18 protein-coding genes are annotated in these 21183 nt (G+C 70.0%); 7 read left to right on the top strand and 11 right to left on the bottom strand.

The window, feature by feature from the left end; genetic code table 11:
• Positions 1-37 precede the first annotated feature (37 nt).
• Positions 38-769, bottom strand: a complete 732-nt coding sequence (locus ACWPN7_RS18185) for a hypothetical protein (protein WP_247896215.1) — start codon at positions 767-769, stop codon at positions 38-40.
• Between the two features lie 268 nt (positions 770-1037).
• On the opposite strand from ACWPN7_RS18185, the gene ACWPN7_RS18180 reads away from it, so the two are divergent.
• Together ACWPN7_RS18180 and ACWPN7_RS18175 are read left to right on the top strand one after the other, a co-directional pair.
• The gene (locus ACWPN7_RS18180) at positions 1038-1913 is read left to right on the top strand and encodes an MBL fold metallo-hydrolase (RefSeq protein WP_459196146.1); all 876 of its coding nucleotides are present in this window, start codon (positions 1038-1040) and stop codon (positions 1911-1913) included.
• A 146-nt stretch (positions 1914-2059) separates the two neighbouring features.
• Entirely contained in the window at positions 2060-2875 is an 816-nt protein-coding gene (locus ACWPN7_RS18175; RefSeq protein ID WP_407823569.1) for a YcbK family protein, read from the top strand.
• A 3-nt stretch (positions 2876-2878) separates the two neighbouring features.
• Here ACWPN7_RS18175 and ACWPN7_RS18170 read toward each other — a convergent pair whose 3' ends face one another.
• From ACWPN7_RS18170 to ACWPN7_RS18130, 9 genes are all read right to left on the bottom strand, one after another.
• Positions 2879-4051 (bottom strand): ABC transporter permease, encoded by a 1173-nt coding sequence (locus ACWPN7_RS18170; protein ID WP_459196147.1) that lies wholly within the window; start codon positions 4049-4051, stop codon positions 2879-2881.
• On the bottom strand, positions 4048-5046 hold the full coding sequence (locus tag ACWPN7_RS18165; RefSeq protein WP_014238963.1) for an ABC transporter permease: 999 nt from the start codon (positions 5044-5046) through the stop codon (positions 4048-4050). The genes ACWPN7_RS18170 and ACWPN7_RS18165 overlap by 4 nt, the downstream gene beginning before the upstream one ends.
• Before the next feature lie 4 nt (positions 5047-5050).
• Positions 5051-6943, bottom strand: coding sequence for an ABC transporter substrate-binding protein (locus ACWPN7_RS18160; RefSeq protein WP_451990849.1), 1893 nt, complete (start codon positions 6941-6943; stop codon positions 5051-5053).
• On the bottom strand, positions 6943-8841 hold the full coding sequence (locus ACWPN7_RS18155; protein ID WP_038530143.1) for an ABC transporter ATP-binding protein: 1899 nt from the start codon (positions 8839-8841) through the stop codon (positions 6943-6945). The genes ACWPN7_RS18160 and ACWPN7_RS18155 overlap by 1 nt, the downstream gene beginning before the upstream one ends.
• Positions 8838-9410, bottom strand: a complete 573-nt coding sequence (locus tag ACWPN7_RS18150) for a hypothetical protein (protein ID WP_038530141.1) — start codon at positions 9408-9410, stop codon at positions 8838-8840. The genes ACWPN7_RS18155 and ACWPN7_RS18150 overlap by 4 nt, the downstream gene beginning before the upstream one ends.
• A gap of 3 nt (positions 9411-9413) precedes the next feature.
• Positions 9414-10214, bottom strand: coding sequence for a polysaccharide deacetylase family protein (locus ACWPN7_RS18145; RefSeq protein ID WP_349619060.1), 801 nt, complete (start codon positions 10212-10214; stop codon positions 9414-9416).
• A 191-nt stretch (positions 10215-10405) separates the two neighbouring features.
• On the bottom strand, positions 10406-11260 hold the full coding sequence (locus ACWPN7_RS18140) for a glycosyltransferase family protein (RefSeq protein WP_492273404.1): 855 nt from the start codon (positions 11258-11260) through the stop codon (positions 10406-10408).
• Positions 11261-11615: 355 nt separating this feature from the next.
• Positions 11616-12071 carry a cyclic nucleotide-binding domain-containing protein gene (locus ACWPN7_RS18135; protein WP_038530137.1) on the bottom strand — a complete coding sequence of 152 codons (456 nt, stop codon included), beginning with the start codon at positions 12069-12071 and terminating at the stop codon, positions 11616-11618.
• A 28-nt stretch (positions 12072-12099) separates the two neighbouring features.
• A complete protein-coding gene (locus ACWPN7_RS18130) occupies positions 12100-14739 on the bottom strand; it encodes an ABC transporter ATP-binding protein (protein ID WP_103040049.1) in 2640 nt (879 codons plus the stop codon).
• A 193-nt stretch (positions 14740-14932) separates the two neighbouring features.
• Here ACWPN7_RS18130 and ACWPN7_RS18125 point away from each other — a divergent pair, with 193 nt between their 5' ends.
• The 5 genes from ACWPN7_RS18125 to ACWPN7_RS18105 are packed head-to-tail and all read left to right on the top strand — an operon-like array spanning position 14933 to position 20357.
• Positions 14933-16189, top strand: coding sequence for a glycosyltransferase family protein (locus ACWPN7_RS18125; protein WP_038530133.1), 1257 nt, complete (start codon positions 14933-14935; stop codon positions 16187-16189).
• Positions 16186-17460, top strand: coding sequence for a glycosyltransferase (locus tag ACWPN7_RS18120; protein ID WP_149649988.1), 1275 nt, complete (start codon positions 16186-16188; stop codon positions 17458-17460). The genes ACWPN7_RS18125 and ACWPN7_RS18120 overlap by 4 nt, the downstream gene beginning before the upstream one ends.
• Before the next feature lie 41 nt (positions 17461-17501).
• Positions 17502-18482 carry a GGDEF domain-containing protein gene (locus tag ACWPN7_RS18115; RefSeq protein ID WP_459196148.1) on the top strand — a complete coding sequence of 327 codons (981 nt, stop codon included), beginning with the start codon at positions 17502-17504 and terminating at the stop codon, positions 18480-18482.
• 31 nt (positions 18483-18513) lie between these two features.
• Positions 18514-19776, top strand: coding sequence for a glycosyltransferase family 4 protein (locus tag ACWPN7_RS18110; RefSeq protein WP_146041826.1), 1263 nt, complete (start codon positions 18514-18516; stop codon positions 19774-19776).
• On the top strand, positions 19773-20357 hold the full coding sequence (locus ACWPN7_RS18105; RefSeq protein WP_103040052.1) for a histidine phosphatase family protein: 585 nt from the start codon (positions 19773-19775) through the stop codon (positions 20355-20357). The genes ACWPN7_RS18110 and ACWPN7_RS18105 overlap by 4 nt, the downstream gene beginning before the upstream one ends.
• Before the next feature lie 22 nt (positions 20358-20379).
• Here ACWPN7_RS18105 and xth read toward each other — a convergent pair whose 3' ends face one another.
• On the bottom strand, positions 20380-21174 hold the full coding sequence (gene xth, locus ACWPN7_RS18100; protein WP_103040053.1) for an exodeoxyribonuclease III: 795 nt from the start codon (positions 21172-21174) through the stop codon (positions 20380-20382).
• Positions 21175-21183 lie beyond the last annotated feature (9 nt).

Here is a 21183-nt window from a genome sequence, read left to right as displayed (position 1 = left end):
CCAACTGAAACGGGCCAACTGAAACGGGAACACCGTGTCAGGGCCGCTTGCCGAGCGGTCCTGACCGGTCCGAGATGGTGACGGCGACCGGATAGCCCATCCAGCGCTGGCGCTTGTTCTCCAGGGCCGCACCGCCGCGGGCCGGCCCGGCCGGACGCCCGCCGCCCCACAGGCCGCGGCCGCGCGGCACCACGGGCAGCAGCCGGATCTTGCGCCCGACGATGGCCAGCCGGCGGCGCCAGTGGGCGACCAGCTTCGGCGAGGTGCCGACCCGCCGCGCGATCTCGTGGTCGGCCAGCAGAGCGCTGTTGGGGTCCTGCAGCAGATCGAGGATGGCGCGGCGCTTGTCCAGGCTGGTGTGGCGGCTGTGCTTGCGCTCCAGCGCCTTGCCGAGGTCCCAGAGCTTCTCGGCGGTTTCGCGGGCGAGGCCGCGCCAGCGGTCGGCCTCCTCGCGCTGGCGCTCCATGTCGCCGTTGCTCTTCTCAAGCTGACGCTTCAACCCGGCCACCTCCAGCTCCAGATCGCGCACCTGACGGCGTAAGCCCTGGACGAGCTGGTCGGGCGGCGGCGGACGGTCGGGCGGCGGGGCGCTGGCGGCGGGCGGCGGTTCCGGGGTGGTGGAGACCGGACGGGCACCGCGGGCAAGATCGCGGAACGACAGGCCGGCCCTCGACAGCATGATGCGCGCGGCGCGCAGAGCGGACTGGGCCTCGCCCTGATGCTCCGACTCGGCCATGGCGAGGACTTTGGCGAGTTTGTCTGGGTCCATCCGAGGGGTCGGGGTCCGGAGGCGATTTTTCGCGTCGATGGGCGAACGGGCGCAAACTACCACATCTTATTGGATTGGGCATCTCCACATCTCGGCGGTGCGGCACGCCTTTTCCTCTTACCCCCGTCTTGTGCCGTCCCCCCTTCTATCGAGGCGGAATGTCTGCCTGCCTGCCGTCGGACCGGCCTATGGACGCGCCGGAGGGTCGTTTCGTGAAACAACCTTTTCACTCGACTCGCGAGGGTCCTACCGCCAAATTGTCGGTACCATGACGGCACGAACCGTTTCCGACGCCTGTTCCGGTGCGCCCGACACCCCGCCGGACTTCACCGTTCGCTTCTGGGGCGTGCGTGGCAGCATCGCCTCCCCGGGGCCGGACACGGTCCGCTACGGCGGCAACACCCCCTGCGTCGAGCTGCGCTGCGGGGACGCTCTTCTGGTTCTCGACGCCGGCACCGGCCTTCGTCCGCTGGGCGAGGCGCTGATGCGCCAGGGGGAGCCGGTGGACGTCGATCTGCTGCTGACCCACAGCCATCTCGACCACATCTGCGGCCTGCCCTTCTTCGCGCCGGCCTTCGACGCGGCCAGCCGTGTGCGGATCAGGGCCGGCCATCTGGAGCGGGAGCGGACGATGCGCTCCGTCCTGGAATGCATGATGTCGGCACCGCTGTTCCCGGTCCCGGTGGAGATCTTCCGGGCCGACTGCACCTTCCACGATTTCGTCAGCGGCGAAACGCTGGCGGTCAAGCCGGGCGTCACCGTGCGCACCACCGCGCTGAACCACCCGGACGGGGCCACCGGCTACCGCGTGGAGTTCGCCGGGCGCAGCCTGTGCTACGTCACCGACACCGAGCACCCCGCCGCCGGGCGCGACCCCGCCGTGATGGAACTGGTGCGCGGCAGCGACCTGCTGATCTACGACTGCACCTACACCGACGCCGAATACGCCACCCGCGTCGGCTGGGGCCATTCGACCTGGGAGGAGTGCCTGCGCATCGCCGACGAGGCCGATGTGAAGCGCGCGGTCATCTTCCACCACGATCCCCGGCGCAGCGACGCCGAGCTGGACGTCATCGCCACCGCCGCCGAGGCCCGGCGCCCCGGCACGCTGGTCGCCCGCGAAGGCATGGCGCTTCCCCTCTGATCGGCAACTATCCCCTTGGACAGTGATGCGCCGATGACACGGCCAAGCCTCCGTTCGCGTCCCGTGGCCCGTTGTCACTGCCGGATCGTGTGACAATTATGGTATGAAAACCGCCTGCAACCGCAGAGAGAACTCTGGGGAGACGCATGCGGCATCTTCTGCGCTTATCGTTGCTGGGCCTGCTCGCCGGCGGAACGCTCGCCGGCTGTGCTTCCACTCCGGGTCCCCAGGCCTCGTTCGATGGCGGCCCCCGCTCGATCGTCCTGCACCATCCCGCCAGCGGCGAGACGGTCAGCGTCACCTACCGCCGCGCCGACGGCTATGACCCGCAGGCCCTGGACCGCATCGCCACCCTGTTCCGCGACCGCCGCACTGGCGAGACGGTGCCCGTCGATCCCACGCTGGTGGAGCTTCTGGCCGACCTGCGGGATCGCTGCGGCGCCGACGCCGACACGCCGGTCCACATCACCTCGGGCTACCGCTCGCCGCTGACCAACGTCACGCTGGCGCGCAGCAACCCGAACGTGGCGGAGAACAGCTATCACCTGCGCGGGCAGGCCGCCGACATCTCCATCCCCGGCGTCCCGCCCCGCCGCCTCGCCGACGAGGCCGCGGCCCTGCAGCGCGGCGGCTACGCGCTCTATCCCCACACCGGCCACGTCCATGTGGACACCGGCCCGGTCCGTACCTGGAGCCCGAAGGGCGGCGACCCCCGCATCCTGGAGGCCAGGGCGACTCCCGCGAAGGCCGCGTCGGGCAAGGCGGTCGCCGCCAAACCGGCACCCGCCGCCCCGCGGACGCAGGTCGCGGCGGCCGAGCCCGCCCCGCCGAAGCGCCCCCCGGCCAAGGCCGCGCCCGCCTCCGCCCCGGCGAAGGGCAACGACGCCGACCTCGCCCGCGTCCGCATGGTCCTGGCCTCCCTCAAGGAGCAGCCGGAGCCTGCGGCGAAGAAGAAGCCCTGAGGGTTACCGATACGGGTCCGCGGCGTCCCGCAGGCCGTCGCCGAGAAAGTTGAAGCTCAGCACGGTCACGATCACCGGCAGCACCGGCAGCATCAGCCAGGGGTACAGCGCCACCACGTTGATGTTCTGCGCCTCGGTCAGCAGCACCCCCCAGCTGGTGATCGGCGGGCGCAGGCCGAGGCCGAGGAAGCTCAGCGCCGTCTCGCCCAGGATCATGCCGGGGATGGCCAGCGTCGCCGAGGCGATCAGGTGGCTCATGAAGCTGGGCAGCAGGTGCCGGCCGATGATGCGCGCCGGGCTGGCCCCCATCAGCTGGGCGGCGGTGGTGAAGTCCTCCTCGCGCAGGGCCAGCAGCTTGGACCGCACGGCGCGGGCGAGGCCGGTCCATTCCAGAAGGCCGAGGATCACCGTGATCCCGAAATAGATGAAGATCGGGTTCCAGGTGACGGGCAGGGCGGCGGACAGGGCCATCCATAGCGGCAGTTCGGGGAAGGAGCGGATGATCTCGATCAGCCGCTGGATCAGGTTGTCCACCCAGCCGCCGTAATAGCCGGCGATACCGCCGATCACGATGCCCAGCACGAAGCTGACCGCGACGCCGATCAGCCCGATGGTCAGCGAGATGCGGGTCCCGTAGATCATCCGCGACAGCAGGTCCCGCCCCAGCCGGTCGGTGCCCATGAGGAACAGAGTCCCGCCGTCGGCCGGGCAGGCGAGGTGCCAGTCGCTCTCCACCAGCCCCCAGAATTCATAGCGGTCGCCGCGGCAGAGGAAGCGGATCGGCTGCACCTTCGTGGGGTCCGGCGTGTAGTCCCGCTTCAGGATCTCCATGTCCAGCCGATAGCTGTAACCGTAGACGAACGGGCCGACGAACTGCCCCTCGTGGAACAGATGCACGGTCTGCGGCGGGGCGTGGATGAAGTGGGAATTGCGGCTGTCCACCGCGTAGGGGGCCAGGACCTCGCTGACCAGGGTCGAGGCGTAGAGCAGCAGCAGCACGATGCCTGAGGCCACCGCCAGCTTGTGCCGCCGCAGCTTCCACCAGACCATCCGCCATTGCGAGGCGGTGGTGAAGCGCTCCTGCTCCGGCGACAGCCGCTCGACCTCGTCCGGGTCCCAGGGAGCGGTGTCGACGGTGTGGGGCAGGGGGGGTGCAGGGGGCAGGGTGGCGCTCATCGGCTGGCTCCTCCGCTCAGGCGGATGCGCGGGTCGAGCGCGGCCAGCGCCAGATCGGACAGGAAGACCCCGATCACCGTCAGCACGGCCAGGAACATCAGGAAGGACCCGGCCAGATACATGTCCTGGCTGCGCAGCGCCTGGAGCAGCATCGGCCCCGTCGTCGGCAGCGACATCACCACCGACACGATGGCGGCACCGGAGACGACCTGCGGCAGCAGGTTGCCGATGTCCGACACGAAGGGGTTCAGCGCCACCCGCAGCGGGTATTTCACCAGCGCCCGGCCCGGCGGCAGGCCCTTGGCCCGCGCGGTGACGACGTAGGGCTTGTGCAGCTCGTCCAGCAGGTTGGCGCGCAGGCGGCGGATCATCGCGGCGGTGCCGGCGGTGCCGATGACGATCACCGGAATCCACATGTGCTCGAACACGCTCATCGCCTTGCCCCAGCTCCAGGGCTGGCCGATGTAGCGCGGGTCCATCAGCCCGCCGATCGAGGTGCCGAACCACACGTTGGCGAAATACAGCATGACCAGCGCCAGAAGGAAGCTGGGCGTCGCCAGCCCCAGGAAGCCGAGGAAGGTCAGAACGTAGTCGCCCAGGCTGTACTGCCGCGTCGCCGAATAGATGCCGATGGGGAAGGACACCACCCAGATGAACAGAATGGTCGCGAAGGACACGATGGCGGTCAGCGACAGCCGGTCGCCCACCACGTCGGCCACCGGCAGGTTGTATTCGAAGGAATAGCCGAAGTCCCCGCGCAGCATGCCGGCCAGCCACAGCGCGTACTGTTCGTACATCGGCCGGTCGAGCCCGTAGGTCTCGCGCAGCATGGCCAGCCGGCCCTGGTCCATGCTCTCGCCCCGGCTCTGCATCTCGTTGACCAGCGTGGTCAGATAGTCGCCGGGCGGAAGCTGGATGATGACGAAGGTGATGACGCTGATCGCCAGCAGCGTCGGGATCATGATGAGGATGCGGCGGATCACATAGCCCAGCATGGCCTCACCCCTTCTCGTCGAACCAGAAGCCGTCGGGCCGGTACAGCCCGAAATGCGCGCCGGGGTCGTAGTTGAACAGACCCTCCTCCGGCACGTTGCGCAGGGTGCGGCGCGCCACCACCGGCTGCGGCACCCCGGCCACCGTGCCGATGGTGAAGACCTGCTCGGTGTTGAGCGTCAGGATGCGCGTCCAGGCCGCTGCCCGCCCGGCCTCGTCCGGGGCGTCGCGCCAGGCGCGGAAGGCCTCCAGCAGGTCGCGCGCCTCGGGCATGTCGGGGCGCTCGCCATCCTTGCCCATGGTCTGGAAGAACTGACCCCATTTCGGCCACTGGTACTTGGCCTGATCGACCGGCACCAGCTCGGCGGGGCTCATGTCCGCGGTGGCGATGGCGTTGTCCAGCCCGCGCGAAATCGACATGCAGGTGTCGCCGGCGAAGATGCGGTTGCGGAACACGTCGAGCTGCGAGGAGCGGATGTAGAGCCGCGCCCCGACGCGCCGCCAGCCGTCGGCGATCAGCTCCAGCGCGTCGGTCTCCTCCGTGCTTTCCCCGGCGGTTTCCACCACGATCTCCAGCGGGCGGCCGTCGGGCAGCAGGCGGACGCCGTTGACGTCGCGTTCGGTCAGGCCGATCTCGTCGAGCAGCCGGTTGGCCTGCTTCACGTCGAACTGCGCCCAGCGGTCGCGGTAGGCCGCTGTCCAGAGCGGCGAGACCTCCAGCAGCGTGTTGTTGGTCGGGATGGCGAGGCCATAATAGATGACCTGGTTCATCTCCTCGCGGTCGATGGCCAGCGACAGGGCGCGGCGGTAGCGCACGTCGCGGTTCAGCGCGCGCCACACCGGGTCGTTGCAGTTCAGGTTGGGAAACAGCGCCATCTGCGCCCCGATGCCGGTGCGCCACAGCGTGACCCGTTGGTCGTTGCGCTTCGCCCCCTGCTTCAGGAAGGTGTAGTTGTCGAACCGCAGGTAGCGCGCCTGGAGATCGCTCTCGCCCGCCCCCGTCTTGGCCGGGATGATCTTGGCGTCGGCCACCGTCATGATGACCCGGTCGATGTAGGGCAACTGCCGCCCCGCCGGGTCGACCCGATGGAAATAGGGGTTCCTTACGAAGATGAAACGGTCCGCGGGCGGAGCGGTCGTCGGCACCCAGGGCTGCAGGGTCGGCAGGTCCGGGTTGTCGAACTCGGTGAGATTGTCCTTGCGGTTGTGAAGCTGCTGCCAGCTTTTCTGCCGCTCCGCCTCCACCCGCTGCTTCAGCTCCAGCGGCTCGGTGAAGCGGGGGTGGAAGCGCCGCAGGTAATGGGCCGGGGCGTAGATCTCCACCGGCTTGGCCCCGGCCAGCATGGGCAGGAAGAAGGGGTTGGGGCGGTTCCATGTGTAGCGCACCGCGGCGGCGTCCAGCACCTCGAACCTGGGCGCTTCCCCGGCCACCATCATCTCCGGCGGCGGCCCACCGGGGGAGCGCTTGGCGTTGTTGGCCATGTCCTCCCACCAGTAGCGGAAGTCCTCCGCCGTGAAGGGATGGCCGTCCGACCAGCGGTGGCCGCGGCGCAGCGTGAAGGTGAAGATCCGCCCCTCCTCCACATCCACCCGCTCCAGGATGTCGGGGACGATGCGCAGGCTCGGGGTCAGCGCGACCAGCCGGGCGTAGCTGTAGACGTAGATCAGTCGCGTGTCCTTGGTCCTCGCCATCAGCAGGCGCAGGTCGCCGCCATGGCGCCCCGGCGACTGCCAGGGCCGGTCCATCGGCTCGACCAGCGGGGTGAGCGGCAGCCGCTTCTCCACCGGCGGCAGCGACCCGGCGCCGACCGCGTTCTCCAGCATCGGCGTCTCGACCGCGTCGAAAGCGCTGAGCCCGAGGAAGGCGAGCAGCAGAAGGGCAGGGCGGGCCAGCCTCATCACGCCACCTCCCGCACGCGGATGGCGGCGTCGGCGCGCACGCAATGGCCGCCGCCGAGATCGACCAGATGGGGCTGATGGTCGTCGTCGATGGTGAAGGGGGCGGGCCAGCGCGCGGGGTCGGAGGCGCGGCCCTCCTCCAGGTCGGTCAGCGACAGCGGGCGGCTGGGGTCCGGTTCCGGCACAGCGGTCAGCAGGGCACGGGTGTAGGGGTGGACCGGGTTGCGGAACAGCGCCTCGCGCGGGGCCGACTCGACGATCCGGCCACGGCACATCACCAGGATGCGGTCGGCCATGTAGTCCACCACGGCCAGATTGTGGCTGACGAACAGGTAGGTCAGACCGAGCCGTTCCTTCAGGTCTTTCAGCAAGTTCAGCACCTGGGCCTGGATCGACACGTCGAGCGCCGACACCGGCTCGTCGAGCAGCAGAAGCTCGGGCCGCAGGGCCAGCGCGCGGGCGATGCCGATGCGCTGGCGCTGGCCGCCGGAGAAGCTGTGCGGGTAGCGGCGCAGATGCCGCGCGTCCAGCCCGACCAGCCCCATCAGTTCCTTTACCCGCGCGGCGCGCTCCGCCTCGTCGCCGATGCCGTGGATGACCAGCGGTTCGGCGATGATGTCGAAGACGGTCATCCGCGGGTTCAGGGAACCGAAGGGGTCCTGGAAGACGAACTGGACCTTGCGGCGGAAGGCGGTCAGCGCGTCGCCCTGCAACCCCAGCACGTCGACGATCCGGCCATGGTCGTTGAAGCGCACGTCTCCGGCGTCCGGAGTCAGGGCGCGCATCAGGATCTTCGACAGGGTGGTCTTGCCGCAGCCCGACTCGCCGACCAGCCCGACGCATTCGCCGCGCGCGATGGCGAAGCTGACATCGTCCACTGCCAGCGTGCCCGCCCCGGCCTTGGCGCCGAACCAGCCGGCCTTGCGCGCGCCGTAGCGCTTGCGCACCCCCTCCACCGCCAGCAGCGGTCCCGCCGCATCGGCGCCGGGCGGCCAGGGCTGGTGATCCTTCTCCAGCAGGCTGCCGCCCTGCGACGTGATAGAGCGGATCGGCACCAGCCGTTCCCCCGGCGCCATGTGGAAGCGCGGAACGGCGCGCAGCAGCGCCTTGAGATAGGGGTGGCGCGGATCGGCGAAGATGTCTTCGCGCGTGCCGGATTCCATGATCCGCCCACGGTGCATCACCACCACCTCGTCGGCGAGGTTGGCGACCACCCCCAGGTCGTGGGTGATGAGCAGGACGGCCATCCCGAGATCGGCTTGGAGGTCCTTGATCAGCTTCAGGATCTGCGCCTGGATGGTGACGTCCAGCGCGGTCGTCGGCTCGTCGGCGATCAGCAGGGCGGGGCGGCAGACCAGCGCCATGGCGATCATCGCGCGCTGGCGCAGGCCGCCCGACAGCTCGAACGGGTAGGTGTCCAACGCCCGCTTCGGGTCGGGGAAGCGCACCCGGCGCAGCATGTCCTCGGCTTGCGCGCGGGCCTGCCGGGCGGTCACCCGCTGGTGCAGCCGCACCGCCTCGCTTACCTGATCGCCCACCGTGTGCAGGGGCGACAGCGAGGTCATCGGTTCCTGGAAGATGATCGAAATGCGGCCGCCGCGCAGCGCCCGCATCGCCGTGCCGTCGGCCTTCAGCCCGGCGATGTCGACGGGGCCGGCGCCTTCGTTGACTATGCCGTCGTCGAACAGGATGCGCCCGTCCGCGATGGCGGCGTTGCGGGGCAGGATGCGCAGGATTGACTGCGCCGCCACCGACTTGCCCGAGCCGGATTCCCCGACCAGGGCGACGGTGGAACCGGCCCGCACCCGGAAGGACACGCCGCGCACCGCGTGGACCACGCCGCCCGGCACCTGGAAATCGACCTTCAGGTCCTCCACCCGGAGCAGCGTGCGGCTCATGGCGCCGGCCTCGTTTCGTTGGGGTCTTTTTCATTGGGATCTGCCGGCGGCTCGATGCCGAGGGCGATCAGATTGTCCACCGTCACCGGGGTCAGCGCCACGCCGTTGCGCCCGGCGGCGAGGGCGGCCTGTTCGATCACCGCGTCGAAGCCCTCCAGATTGCTGTCGAAGCGCAGGGTCGTGCCGCCACCGCTCAGCGCCGCCTGCATCCAGCCGTCGTCGCGCCCCCGCTTGGTCGCGTAGTAGCGCAGCTTCAGCCCGGACAGCGCGTCCCAGCGGATGGCGCCGCCCAGCGGCCCGTCGGCCCGCAGGCCCTCGCCGTCCATGGTCAGGCGGGTCAGCTGGCGTTGCAGGGTGCGCGCCGCGAAGACGGCGAACAGCAGCGCGCAGGCCGCCAGCGGCACGGCGATCCAGGGGGTGACGGGCAGGAAGGCCAGCGGCAGCACCGTCAGCGCCAGCCCCGCCCCGGCCCGCGCATAGTCGCCGGCCAGCGCCCCGGCGGGGTAGCGCATCTCCGCGACGGTCGGCGTCTCTCCGGTCGAGGGTCGGGCCATGGGCAGCTCGGCCATGTCTCAGCGAAGTCCTTCTGCGGCGAACAAGGTATCAGCAGCCAACCAACGAGCCGCCGGATGGCGGCGGGTCACGGTCAGGAAACGCTCGGTGAAGGCCCAGGTTTCGCCGTCCATGACCAAATGATGCGTCAGCAGGCCGGTCGCCTCCGCCGCGTCCACCGCGCCCAGCCGCCTAGCGCGCAGATGGGCGACCGCCATGCCCAGCGACTCCGCGTCGCTGAGGAAGCGCTTGCCGTTCTTCCAGGCCACCGGGTCGATGTGTGTATTGACACACATCATGTTGACGGTTGACACACGTCGCGGCCCGAAAACCGACAGGCCGCTGAAGCCCGCGCCGGGCAGGCCAGCCGCCACGCCGGAGGCGATGCGGTTCCAGGGCGGCACCAGAACCGGCAGGGCGCGCGGCCCGAACCGGCGGTCCAGCACGCTCCGCCCCTCGGCCAGCTCCGCCAGCACGGCGGCGGCGGACCGGTCCGCGCCAAGCTCCGCCTTCTTCGCGGGGGGAGCGGCGTGGTTGGTGTGCGACCAGCCGTGCTGAAGCACCGTGATGGTGGGGGCCGCGTCCACAACGGGGGCGAGGGCGTCCGTGACGCCCGCCGGGATGACCGCCAGGGCCAGCGGCGCGCCGATCTCGATGGACAGGGCGATCATCCGGTCGAGGTCAGGCGTCGGCTCGACGGCGTCGTCGTCGCGCCACCAGAGGGTGGCGGTGCGCCCGGCGGCGGCCCAGGCGTCCAACTCGGCGGTCAGCGCGTCCCAACCGGCGCGCGGCGGGCTGTCGGAAGGGGCAGTTGCGGTCATCGCCTGTTCTGTTCCCTCTCCCCTCTGGGGAGAGGGTTAGGGTGAGGGGGTTGCGCGTGTGCCGGACATACCGCCTTGCGCAACCCCCTCACCCTCCCCTCTCCCCAGAGGGGAGAGGGTTAGAAGGACAGCGAACGCGGTGACCGTCAGCATGGCCCTCGCACCGGAAAAATCCAAGCGCCTTGATTGGTTTAGCGGCTGTTGCCTTGGCGGTAGGCCACCGCGTCCCGCAGCAGGCGGGCGGTGGCGGCGGTGCCGTCCAGGCGCAACGGGATGGCCGGCGGCGGGGGCAGGGCGAGCGCCTTGGCAACGCCCGCGGCCAGGGTGTCCGGGGTCAGGGTGGCTTCGTCGACCACGGCCAGCCGGCCCCGCTCCTCCAGCAGATGGGCGCGGGTGGCCTGCTCGGTCTCGCTGCCTGCGGCGAAGGGGACGACGACCGCCCGGCAGCCGGCCTGGAGCACGTCGAGCACGGTGTTGTAGCCGGCTTGGCTGATCGACAGGCGGCAGCGGCGGAGCAGGGCGGGGAAGTCGGGCCGCGCCCGCTCCACGATGGTTCCCGGCGGGGCCGCGGCGGCAAGGGCGCGGAACTCCGCCTCCGGCACGTCCGGCCCGGCCAGCAGGCGCCACGGTGCGTCAAGTCCGGGGAGAGTTGACGCACGCACCGCCAGCGCCGCCCGCAGCAGCGGCAGGCCGACCGCTCCGCCGCCCACCGACACGATCACCTCGCCGGTGCCGTCGGCGCCGGTCGCCGCGCCGCCTTGCGGGGCCGCGACATAGCCGGTGTAGCGGATGCGGTCGGCGATTCGCGCGGCGGCGGGGAAGGTCGCCGAGAAGGGGATCAGGTCCGGGTCGCCATGGACCAGCACATGGTCGAACAGCCGTTCCACCGTCGAAACGGTTTCTTCCAGCCGCTCCGGCTTGCCCTTGGTCACCAGGATGTCGCGCACCGACGCGGCGGTGACCGCCCCGCCGGCCTTTGCGGTCTCCAGCAGCGGCAGAAGCTCGAACCGGAAGGCGCGGCGCCCGAAGGGGAAGGATTCGACCAACAGCGCGTCGGGCCGCGCCCGCTCATGAACCTCCAGAACCGTGGCGCGGCGCCGGGCGCGCCACGCGTCGTCGATGGGCCGGTCGTGCTCGTCCAGCAGGGTCTTGAAGCTGCTGTCGGCGGCGCGGGCGGGGGAAGCTGGACGATCTCGGCCGCCGGGCCGTAATCGATCCCCGGCACCGGATGCCCGCCGCGCAGCACGGTAACGGCGACGCCCGCCTCGGCCAGCCCGCGGGTGATCAGCGCGGCGCGCCGGTCGTGGCCGATGCCCAGCAGATGCTGGACGTGGAAGAGAACGCGCATGGGTCGTCCGGTCGCCAGAATATCAAATTGCCAGAATATCAAACGGCTGGAATTCAAGTGGCCTGGGCGGCCAGGACTTCGCGCAGGCGCACGGTCGTCTGTTCCAGGCGATGGGCCAGCGAGCGCATGATCTCCAGTCCCATCTGCGGGAAGTCGGCGATCATCTGGAGGAAGTGATCCTTCGGCACGCACAGCGCCTCCAGGTCGGTGCTGGCGCGCACGGTGGCGGTGCGCGGCACGTCGCACAGGATGGCGATCTCGCCGACGATCTCGTTGGACCCCAGCGTCGCGACGGCCAGCGGCCCGCCGGGGCCGGTGATGATCACCTCGGCCTCCCCGCGCAGAAGGATGTAGGCGCAGGTGCCCATCTCGTCCTGCTCGAACAGGATGTCGCCCGCCCGGAAGCTCAACCGCTCGCTGGTGAAGGCGAGAAGCTTGAGCTTGGAAGTGTCGATGTTGGCGAACAGGGGAATCCTGCGCAGGCAATTGACTTCTTCGGCGATGCTCATGCCGTCTGCCTCCTCAACGCCGCCGGCTTTATTCGGCGGCTATCAACTCATGCAACAACGTACCGGGCTTGTTCAACTCGTCGAAGCGTCCATGCTCGGCGATTCGACCGTCCTTCATCACAATGACTCGCTCGAACGCCCGTGCCAAGCCGGCACGCTGCAGAACCCACACAAGACCACACCCTTTGCGTTCCCCCAGGATCGCGGAATGCACCTTGCTCTGGCTGCTGGTGTCCAGGCCGCTGGTCGCCTCGCTCAGCACCAGCAGGTCCGGGCGCTTCAGCAGGGCGCGGGCCAGCGCCGCCTTCTGGCGCTGCGCGGCGGACAGGCGCGACCCCGCCACCCCTACCGGATGGTCCAGCCCGACCTCCACGATGGTGTCGCGCAGGTGGAGCTGGTCCACCAGCTCCGCCACGATGCGGCCCACCTTGGATTGCACCTGGGCCTGTCCGTAGACCATCCTGCCGAACAGGATGTTGTCCTGGATGCTGGCCGCCGCGTTGTAGGCGTCCGGGTCGAAGAAGGCGACGGCGTGCTTCAGGTCGGCCGGCAGGTCGCTGGCGAAGAGGTGCCGCGCCTGCAGCAGCTTCTTCTCCAGGTCCGGGGTCATCAGACCCAGACGGTGGCGGGCGCCGATCAGCTTGAAGGGCAGGGTCATCAGCCGCGTCCGCTCCTCGGGCCGCAGCGCGCCCAGCCCCTCCTTCGCAGTGCGCGCCAGGATGCCCTGGTATTCCGGCAGCTCGGCAAAGCCGATGAAGGAGAAGCGCTCGAAGAACTCGTGGCCGGGCGGCAGGCCGGCGAACAGTTCGACCATGGTCTCCGCCACCTTGTGGCCGGTCTCCAGAATGGTGTCCGTCAGCCCCACCTTGTCCAGCACATGCAACATATAGGGATTGGAGGCCAGCGCGTCAGTCTGGAAGATCGGCCCGACCGGCGTTCCGAACAGCAGATTTTCGGCCAGCGTGGCGTTCACGGTGTAGCGGTCGGGGTCGAAGCGCTCCACCAGACGCCCCAGGTCCGGGTTGTTCAGCATCATGGCGCGCATGGCGTCGCGCGCCTCCATCACGCGGGTGGCCACGTCGGGGCGAAGCTCCGGATCGACGGTGCGGTTGAGACCCATGCCGTATACGTCGTCCTGAAGCGAAACCATCGTCACCACGCGCAGGATGCGGGCCTTCAGGTCCTCCGGCCCGTCGCAGCCGGCGGCGGCGTAGTCGATCCAGTCGGCGTGCACGTCCTCGGTGGCGTTGCCGGACAGCACCGACTCGGTCATCCGGCTCTTGCGATGCTCCTCGGCTTCCTCGCTTTCGCCATTCTCGCGCAGCGGCCGGTGGCGCAGCCCGTAGACGAGGTTGTCGTAGAGCGAGGCCGAGAACAGGTAGGGGGAGGCCCCGACATAGGCGGCGCGCCGCCCGGTCACGCTCTCCGGCAGTTCCGCGTAATCGTGCTCGCCCAACCGGATCTGGCCCGAGGAGGGCAGCAGCACGCGCGCGGCGAGCTGCGCCAACTCGTCCCGCCCGGAGCCGACGCCGATCAGCGCGGTGTGGCCGTCCAGCGGGATGTCGCAGGTCACCCCCTCCAGAATGGGCGAGCCGCCGTCCTCGCCGAACCCGACGTTGTGGAAGGACAGGCTGCCCTTGAAGGGGACGTCCTCCTCCTCGCGCAGCAGGCGTTCGGCCAGCAGGTCGGGGAGGTGGAACTGCTCCACCACCTGCTCGTACTTGATCCGGTTGTCCTCCTTCTGCTGGTACCAGTCGAGGAGTTCCTTCCAAGGGGCGGCCAAGTCCTTGTAGGCCGCCAGCACCGCGACCAGAGCACCGAAGGACAATTGGCCGTGGATCACCAGATAACCACCGATCGAATAGAAGAAGAACGGCGTCAGCTGGTTTATGAAGTTGTTGAGAAATTTGACAAAGAACTTTCTTTGGTAAATCTCGAAACGGATGCGGTACACGTCGCCCAGGCGGTGGCTGAGATCGGCGAGATGCCAGGACGCCGTGTTGTGGGTGTGGACCTCCTGGATGCCGGACACCGTCTCGCCGATGCGGTCGGCGATCTGGCGCATGGCACGTACGCGCTGTTTGCCAAGCTGATTGACCTTGCGCTGAAGCCGTGGGATGAGCCAGCCTTGGAACGGGTACAGCGACACCGCCGCCGCCCCCAGCACCGGGTCCTGGACGAAGATGAAGACGATGTAGACCAGCAGGGTGCCGCCCTGGAACACCGGGATGGCGATGGCGTCCCCGATGAAGCCGCCCAGCGGTTCCACCTCCGCCGTGATCATGGGGATGATCTCCCCGGACGACATCTTGCGGAAGCGGGGCAGGGGGAAGCGCAGGACGCGCACATACAGCTCGTAGCGCAGGCGGCGGAGCATCCGCTCGCCCAGGCGGCCTTTGTAGGTGTTTATGACGTACTTGAACGCGCCGTTGACCAGCACCAAAGTCAGGAACAGGCCGCATAGGACGAACAGGTAAGTCACCTGATCGAGATGGAATCCGAGGAAGGACTCAGGCAGCTTCTTCCCGGCAATCGCCTCGTTGACGATCCGCTTCGGGAGGTCGAGCGAGGCGTAAAGGAAGGGGAAGGACGCCAGGGTCATCAGGGTCAGCACGATCTGCTGACGGACGCTGTGCCGAAGGATGAATCGGAAAATGCTGGATTCCATAGCGCCATTCTACGCAAGGGGACGCCGGTGCCGGGAGCAGGCAGAAACCTTACCCCCTCTGCCGCTTGGCCGCTGAGGATATGGTGAGCCCGCAAGCGGTCCGCCGCCATCCCGGCGGCGGCACGGCGCACACCCGTTCATCGGCCAAGCCGCGGCCGGACACAAGAGGCCAATCGGGAGAGGTAGGAAGTCTATGAGCGAACGTCCGACCTCGGGCCGCGTGCTCATCTACAGCCATGACACGTTCGGCCTCGGCCACCTCCGCCGCTGCCGGGCCATCGCTCATGCGCTGGTGGAGCGCTACAGCAATCTGTCCGTGCTGATCCTGTCCGGCTCGCCGATCGTCGGCAGCTTCGATTTCCGCACGCGGGTGGACTTCGTGCGCATCCCCGGCGTCATCAAGCTGCGCAACGGCGAATACACGGCGCTGAACCTGCATCTGGACATCGACGAGATCCTGTCCATGCGGGCCTCGCTGATCCGCCACACGGCGGAGATCTACCAGCCCGACCTGTTCATCGTGGACAAGGAACCGCTCGGCCTGCGCGGCGAGGTGCGGGAGACGCTGGAGCTTCTGAAGGGCCGCGGCGTGCCGCTGGTGCTCGGCCTGCGCGACGTGATGGACGAGCCGGCCCTGCTCGCCCCGGAGTGGGAGCGCAAGAAGGTCCTGCCGGCGCTGGAAAACCTCTACGACGAGCTGTGGGTCTACGGCCTGCCGCAGATCTGCGATCCGCTGGAGGGCATCGACATGCCCGGCCCGGTGCGCGACAAGATGGTCTACACCGGTTACCTGCACCGCACCGTGCCCCCGGCGGTCCCGCACGGCCCCGGCCTGCCGGACGAGCCCTACATCCTGGTCACCCCCGGCGGCGGCGGCGACGGCGAGGCGCTGATCGACTGGGTGCTGCGCGCCTACGAGAGCGATCCCGGCATCCCCTACCGCGCGGTGCTGGTGTTCGGTCCCTTCATGCAGCCGGACCTCCAGGCCGAGTTCCTGGCCCGCGCCGACGCCCTGCCCAACGTCGAAGCCACCGCTTTCGAGGCGCGGATCGAGCGGCTGATGCAGGGGGCGGTCGGGGTGGTCGCCATGGGCGGCTACAACACCTTCTGCGAGATCCTGTCCTTCGACAAGAAGGCGCTGATCGTCCCGCGCGAGGTGCCGCGGCGCGAGCAGACCATCCGCGCCGCCCGCGCGCAGGAGCTGGGCTTGGTCTCCGTCCTGATGGACGACGGGGTGCGCGACGCCGCGGCCATGGCGGCGGCGCTGCGCCGGCTGCCCTGGCAGGCGCCGCCTTCCTCGGTGGTGGTGCCGGGCCTGCTCGGCGGGCTGGAGAGCGTCAACCGCCTGTCGGCCCGCTACCTGCCGGCCTCGGTCTCGGCCCCGAGCCTGGGCCCGTCGCAGCCCCCGTGCGCCCCGGAACGCCAGATGGCCGCCGGGGACGCCGCGTGACCATTGCCGTCATCGTCAAGGGTTGGCCCCGCCTGTCGGAAACCTTCATCGCGCAGGAGATTCTGGGGCTGGAGCGGCGGGGGTTGCGTCAACTGATCGTCAGTCTGCGTCAACCGACTGACAAGGCGGTGCACGAGCTGAACCGCCGCGTCACCGCCCCGGTGACCTATCTGCCCGAATATCTGCACGACGCGCCGGCCCGCCTGCTGCGCGCCCTGGCCGCGGCGCGGCGGCGCCCCGGCTGGGCGGCGGCGCGGGCCGCCTGGCTGGCCGACCTGCGGCGCGATCCCAGCCGCAACCGCGTCCGCCGCTTCGGCCAAGCCTGCGTTCTGGCGGCGGAACTGCCAGCGGACGTCACTTGGCTGCACACCCACTTCCTGCACACCCCGGCCAGCGTCGCGCGCTACGCGGCCCTGCTGACCGGCCTGCCCTGGAGCTTTTCCGCCCACGCCAAGGACATCTGGACCTCGCCCGACTGGGACCTGCGCGACAAGCTGGCCGAGGCGCGCTGGGGCGTCACCTGCACCGCGCTCGGCCTCGCCCGGCTGCGCGCGTTGGCGCCGGAGCCGGAACGGGTGAACCTGCTCTACCACGGCCTGGACTTCAGCCGCTTCCCCGACCCGCCGGAGGCGCGCCCGGCGCGCGACGGGTCCGACTCCGCCGACCCGGTGCGGCTGCTGTCGGTCGGTCGGGCGGTGGAGAAGAAGGGCTTCGACCTGCTGCTCGACGCGCTGGCCCGCCTGCCCGCCGGGCTGCACTGGCGCTGGACCCACATCGGCGGCGGCGACCGGCTGCCCGCGCTGAAGGCGCAGGCGGCGGCGCTGGGGCTGGAGGGGCGGATCGACTGGCAGGGGGCGAAGGCCCAGGACGCGGTGATCGCCCAGTACCGCCGCGCCGACCTGTTCGTCCTGCCCTGCCGCACCGCGCGCGACGGCGACCGCGACGGGCTGCCCAACGTGCTGATGGAGGCGCAGAGCCAGGGGCTGGCCTGCCTGTCCACCCGCGCCGCCGCGGTGGCGGAGCTGATCGAGGATGGGGTTACCGGCACGCTGGTGGACCCCGAGGACTCCGTGGCACTGGCCGGCGCGCTCGAGTCGCTGCTCCGCGACCCGGCCCGCCGGGCGGCGCTGGGCGCGGCGGGCGCCGCGCGGGTGCGCCGCGACTTCGGCAGCGATTCGGGCATCGACCGGCTGCATGACCGCTTCGCAACCAAAAATAGCGATGCTTCTCTTCTGCCCTTGGGAGGATGCTGTGCATTGCACGGCGGCTGACGACGGGATAGAGTGCGGCTTTGCTCCACCTGTGCGACGTTATGTCGAGTCTCTACGCCTCTTCCGAACCGGACACCCTTTCCTTTATCGACTTCGACGACGACAGGGACGCCGTGGCGACCAGCCACGAGCTGTCGCTGACGCGCAGCAAGCTGGGCAACATGCTCGACCTGCTGCCCGCCGGGCTGCTGATCCATCAGGAAATGGGCATCGTCTTCGCCAACCAGGAGGCCGCGCGCATTCTGGGCCAGAGCGGCGACGCCCTGGTCGGGCGCCATTTCCTGGACTTCGTCGAGGAATCGGGCATCGACGACCAGCGGGACGCCTTCCTGCGCTGCCTGCGCCAGCGGGAGCTGGTGCGGTGCCAGGACGGGGTGATGATGTCCGCCGACGGTCAGCGCACTTGCGTCCAGGTCAGCATGTCGCCCCTCCCCTGGGACGGGCTGCCGGTCATCTACGTCCTGATCAACGACGTGACGGCGCTGAAGGAGTCGGAGGATCGGCTGCGCCGGCTCTCGATCACCGACTCGCTGACCGGCGTGTCCAACCGCCGCCATTTCGTCGAGGCGGCGGAGCAGGAGCTGGCCCGCGCCCGCCGCTATGGCCGGCCGGTCACCCTGCTGATGCTCGACCTCGACCATTTCAAGAGCATCAACGACACCCACGGCCACGCCGTGGGGGACGAGGCGCTGCGGACCTTCACCGCCGCCTGCCGCGCCCTGCTGCGGGAGAACGACCTGCTGGGCCGCACCGGCGGGGAGGAGTTCGCCATCCTGCTGCCGGAGACCGACATCGCCGGGGCGCGCATGGTGGCGGAGCGCATCCGCCGCCGCACGGCGGAACTGACGGTACCATCGGGCAGGGAGACGGTGCGCTTCACCGTGTCGATCGGCGTGGCCTGCTGCGCGGCCGGGACGCGCGACGTGGACGCCATGCTGTCCAGCGCGGACGAGGCGCTGTACCGCGCCAAGGCCGCCGGGCGGAACCGGGTCGTCTGCGCCCTGGAACCGACCCCCTTCTGAGCATCCTTCCCATCATGACACCGGGGCCGCGATGCGCATCGCCTTCTACGCCCCGCTGAAATCCCCGACCCACCCGGTGCCCTCGGGCGACCGGCGCATGGCCCGGCTGCTGATGGCCGCGCTGGAGGGGGCCGGGCACGCGGTGACCCTGGCCTGCACCTTGCGCAGCTGGGACGACGGGCGCCGTCCGGGCCGGGCGGAGCGTCTGGCGGCGCTGGGGGCGCGCTGCGCCGACCGCCTGACGGCGCGCTGGCGGGACGACCCGCCGGACCTTTGGTTCACCTATCACCTCTACCACAAGGCGCCGGACTGGATCGGCCCAGCGGTCTGCCGCCGTTTCGGCATTCCCTATGTGGTGGCGGAGGCGTCCTTCGCGGGGAAGCGGGCCACCGGCCCCTTCGCCGCCGGCCACCGCGCCGCCGAGGCGGCGATCCGGCAAGCGGCGGCGGTCGTCAACCTCGCCGGCCACGACGCGGAGGGGGTGTTGCCGTTGCTCCGGTCGCCGGACCGGCTGGTGCGGCTGCGGCCCTTCCTCGACACGCGCCCCTTCGCGGCCGCCGCCGCGGAGCGCGACCGGCACCGGGCGGCGCTGGCCGAGCGTTACGGTCTGAATCCGGGCGTTCCCTGGCTGCTGGCCGTCGGCATGATGCGCGGCGGCGACAAGGAACGCTCCTACGAGATTTTGGCGAAAGCCCTCCCTCCCTCCCCCGCCCCGCGGGGGAGGGTTGGGGTGGGGGCAAGCGGTTCGCATCTGCTGATCGCCGGCGATGGCCCCGCTCGCGCTCGGATTGAGGCGATGTTCGGGGGAGGCGCACTTGCCCCCACCCCAACCCTCCCCCGCTCTCGGCGGACCGAAGGTCCGCCTGCCGCGTCAGCGCAAACCTTTGGTTTGCGCGAGAGCTGGGCAGGGCAGGGAGTTGTGTTCCTCGGCCAGCAAGATTCGGACGCCCTCACCGCCCTCTACGCCGCCGCCGACCTGATGGTCTGGCCGGCGGTGAACGAGGCGTACGGCATGGCCCTGCTGGAGGCCCAGGCCGCCGGGCTGCCGGTGGTGGCGGGGCGGACCGGGGGGGTGCCGGACGTGGTGCGCGACGGGGTGACCGGGCTGCTGCCGCCGGTGGGCGACGCGGAGGCCTTTGCCGCCGCCGTCCGGGCGCTGCTCGACGACCACGAGAAACGCCGCTGTTTCGGCGAGGCGGCGCGCCGCATCGCCGCCGCGGAGCACGATCTGACCAACGCGATGGAGGTTCTGGACACCGTCGTCCGGCGTGCCGCGCGGAAAGGGAACCCATGACCGACCTCATTATCCTGCGCCACGGGCCGACCGCCTGGAACGCCGCGCACCGTCTCCAGGGCGGCATCGACGAGCCGCTGTCCGACGAGGGCCGCGCCCGAGTCGCCACCTGGAGGCTGCCGCCGGACGTTCTGGGCTACCGCTGGGTCGCCAGCCCGAAGCGGCGGGCCTGGGAGACCGCCCGGATGCTCGGCCTCGACCCGTCGCCCGAACCGCGTCTGGTCGAGATGGGTTGGGGGGAGTGGGAAGGCCGCCTGCTGGAGGAACTGCGGGCGGGCGGCGCACTGACCGCGGACCGCGAGCGGATGGGCCTCGACTTCCGGGCGCCGGGCGGGGAGAGCCCGCGCGACGTCCAGAGCCGGCTGATCCCCTGGCTGGCCGAGGTGGGCGCCGGCGGCGTGCCGACCGGGGCGGTGGCCCACAACGGGGTGATGCGGGCGCTCTACGCGCTGGCCACCGGCTGGGACATGGTGGGCAAGCCCGCCCACCGCCTGACCGACGGCTGCGCCCACCGCTTCCGGGTGGCGGAGGACGGGACGCCGTCGATCGTGGCGATGAACGTGCCGCTGGCGGCGGGCTGACCCAGCGGATCACGCGTTGAGATCACACGGCGAGATCGACCATCACCGGAACATGGTCGGAGGGCTTGGGCTCCCAGCCGCGGGCCTCGCGCAGGACGCGGTGGCCGGTCAGCGCGTCCTTCAGCGGCGGGGTGACCCAGATGTGGTCCAGCCGCCGGCCGCGGTCGGAGGCCGCCCAGTCCTTCGCGCGGTAGCTCCACCACGTGTAGAGCTTTTCCGTGGGCGGAACGAAATGGCGCAGCGCGTCGACCCAGCCGATGGACGCCTGCATCGCCGTCAGCTTCGCCACCTCCACCGGGGTGTGGGAGACGATCTTCAGAAGCTCCTTGTGGCTCCAGACGTCGTTCTCCAGCGGCGCGATGTTCAGGTCGCCGACCATGACCATGCGGCGGTCCGAGCTGCGCCGGGTCGTCCACCACTCGGTCATTTCGTCCACGAACTGAAGCTTGTGGGCGAACTTGTCGTTCTGTTCCGGGTCCGGAATGTCCCCGCCCGCCGGGATGTAGACGCTGTGCAGCTCGATCCCGCCGGGCAGTTCGGCGAAGACGTGGCGGCAGTCCTGCTTGCCGCACCAGTGCTGCACGTCGCGCGACGCGAAGGGCAGCTTCGACAGGATGGCGACGCCGTTGTAGCTCTTCATCCCGTGGATGTGGGCGTGGACGTAGCCCTTCTCGGCCAGCGGGGCCATCGGGAAGTCGGTGTCGACGACCTTGGTCTCCTGCAGGCAGATGACGTCCGGCTGCGTCTCGTCGATGAGGCGCAGCAGCAGGTCCATCCGCATGCGGACGGAGTTGATGTTCCAGGTGGCGATGCGCATCGTCCGGTT

It is taken from the genome of Azospirillum sp. UENF 312511 (genome assembly GCF_058780635.1).
Note: the sequence above shows the minus strand (reverse complement) of the source record. Positions and strands in the feature narration are given on the sequence as shown.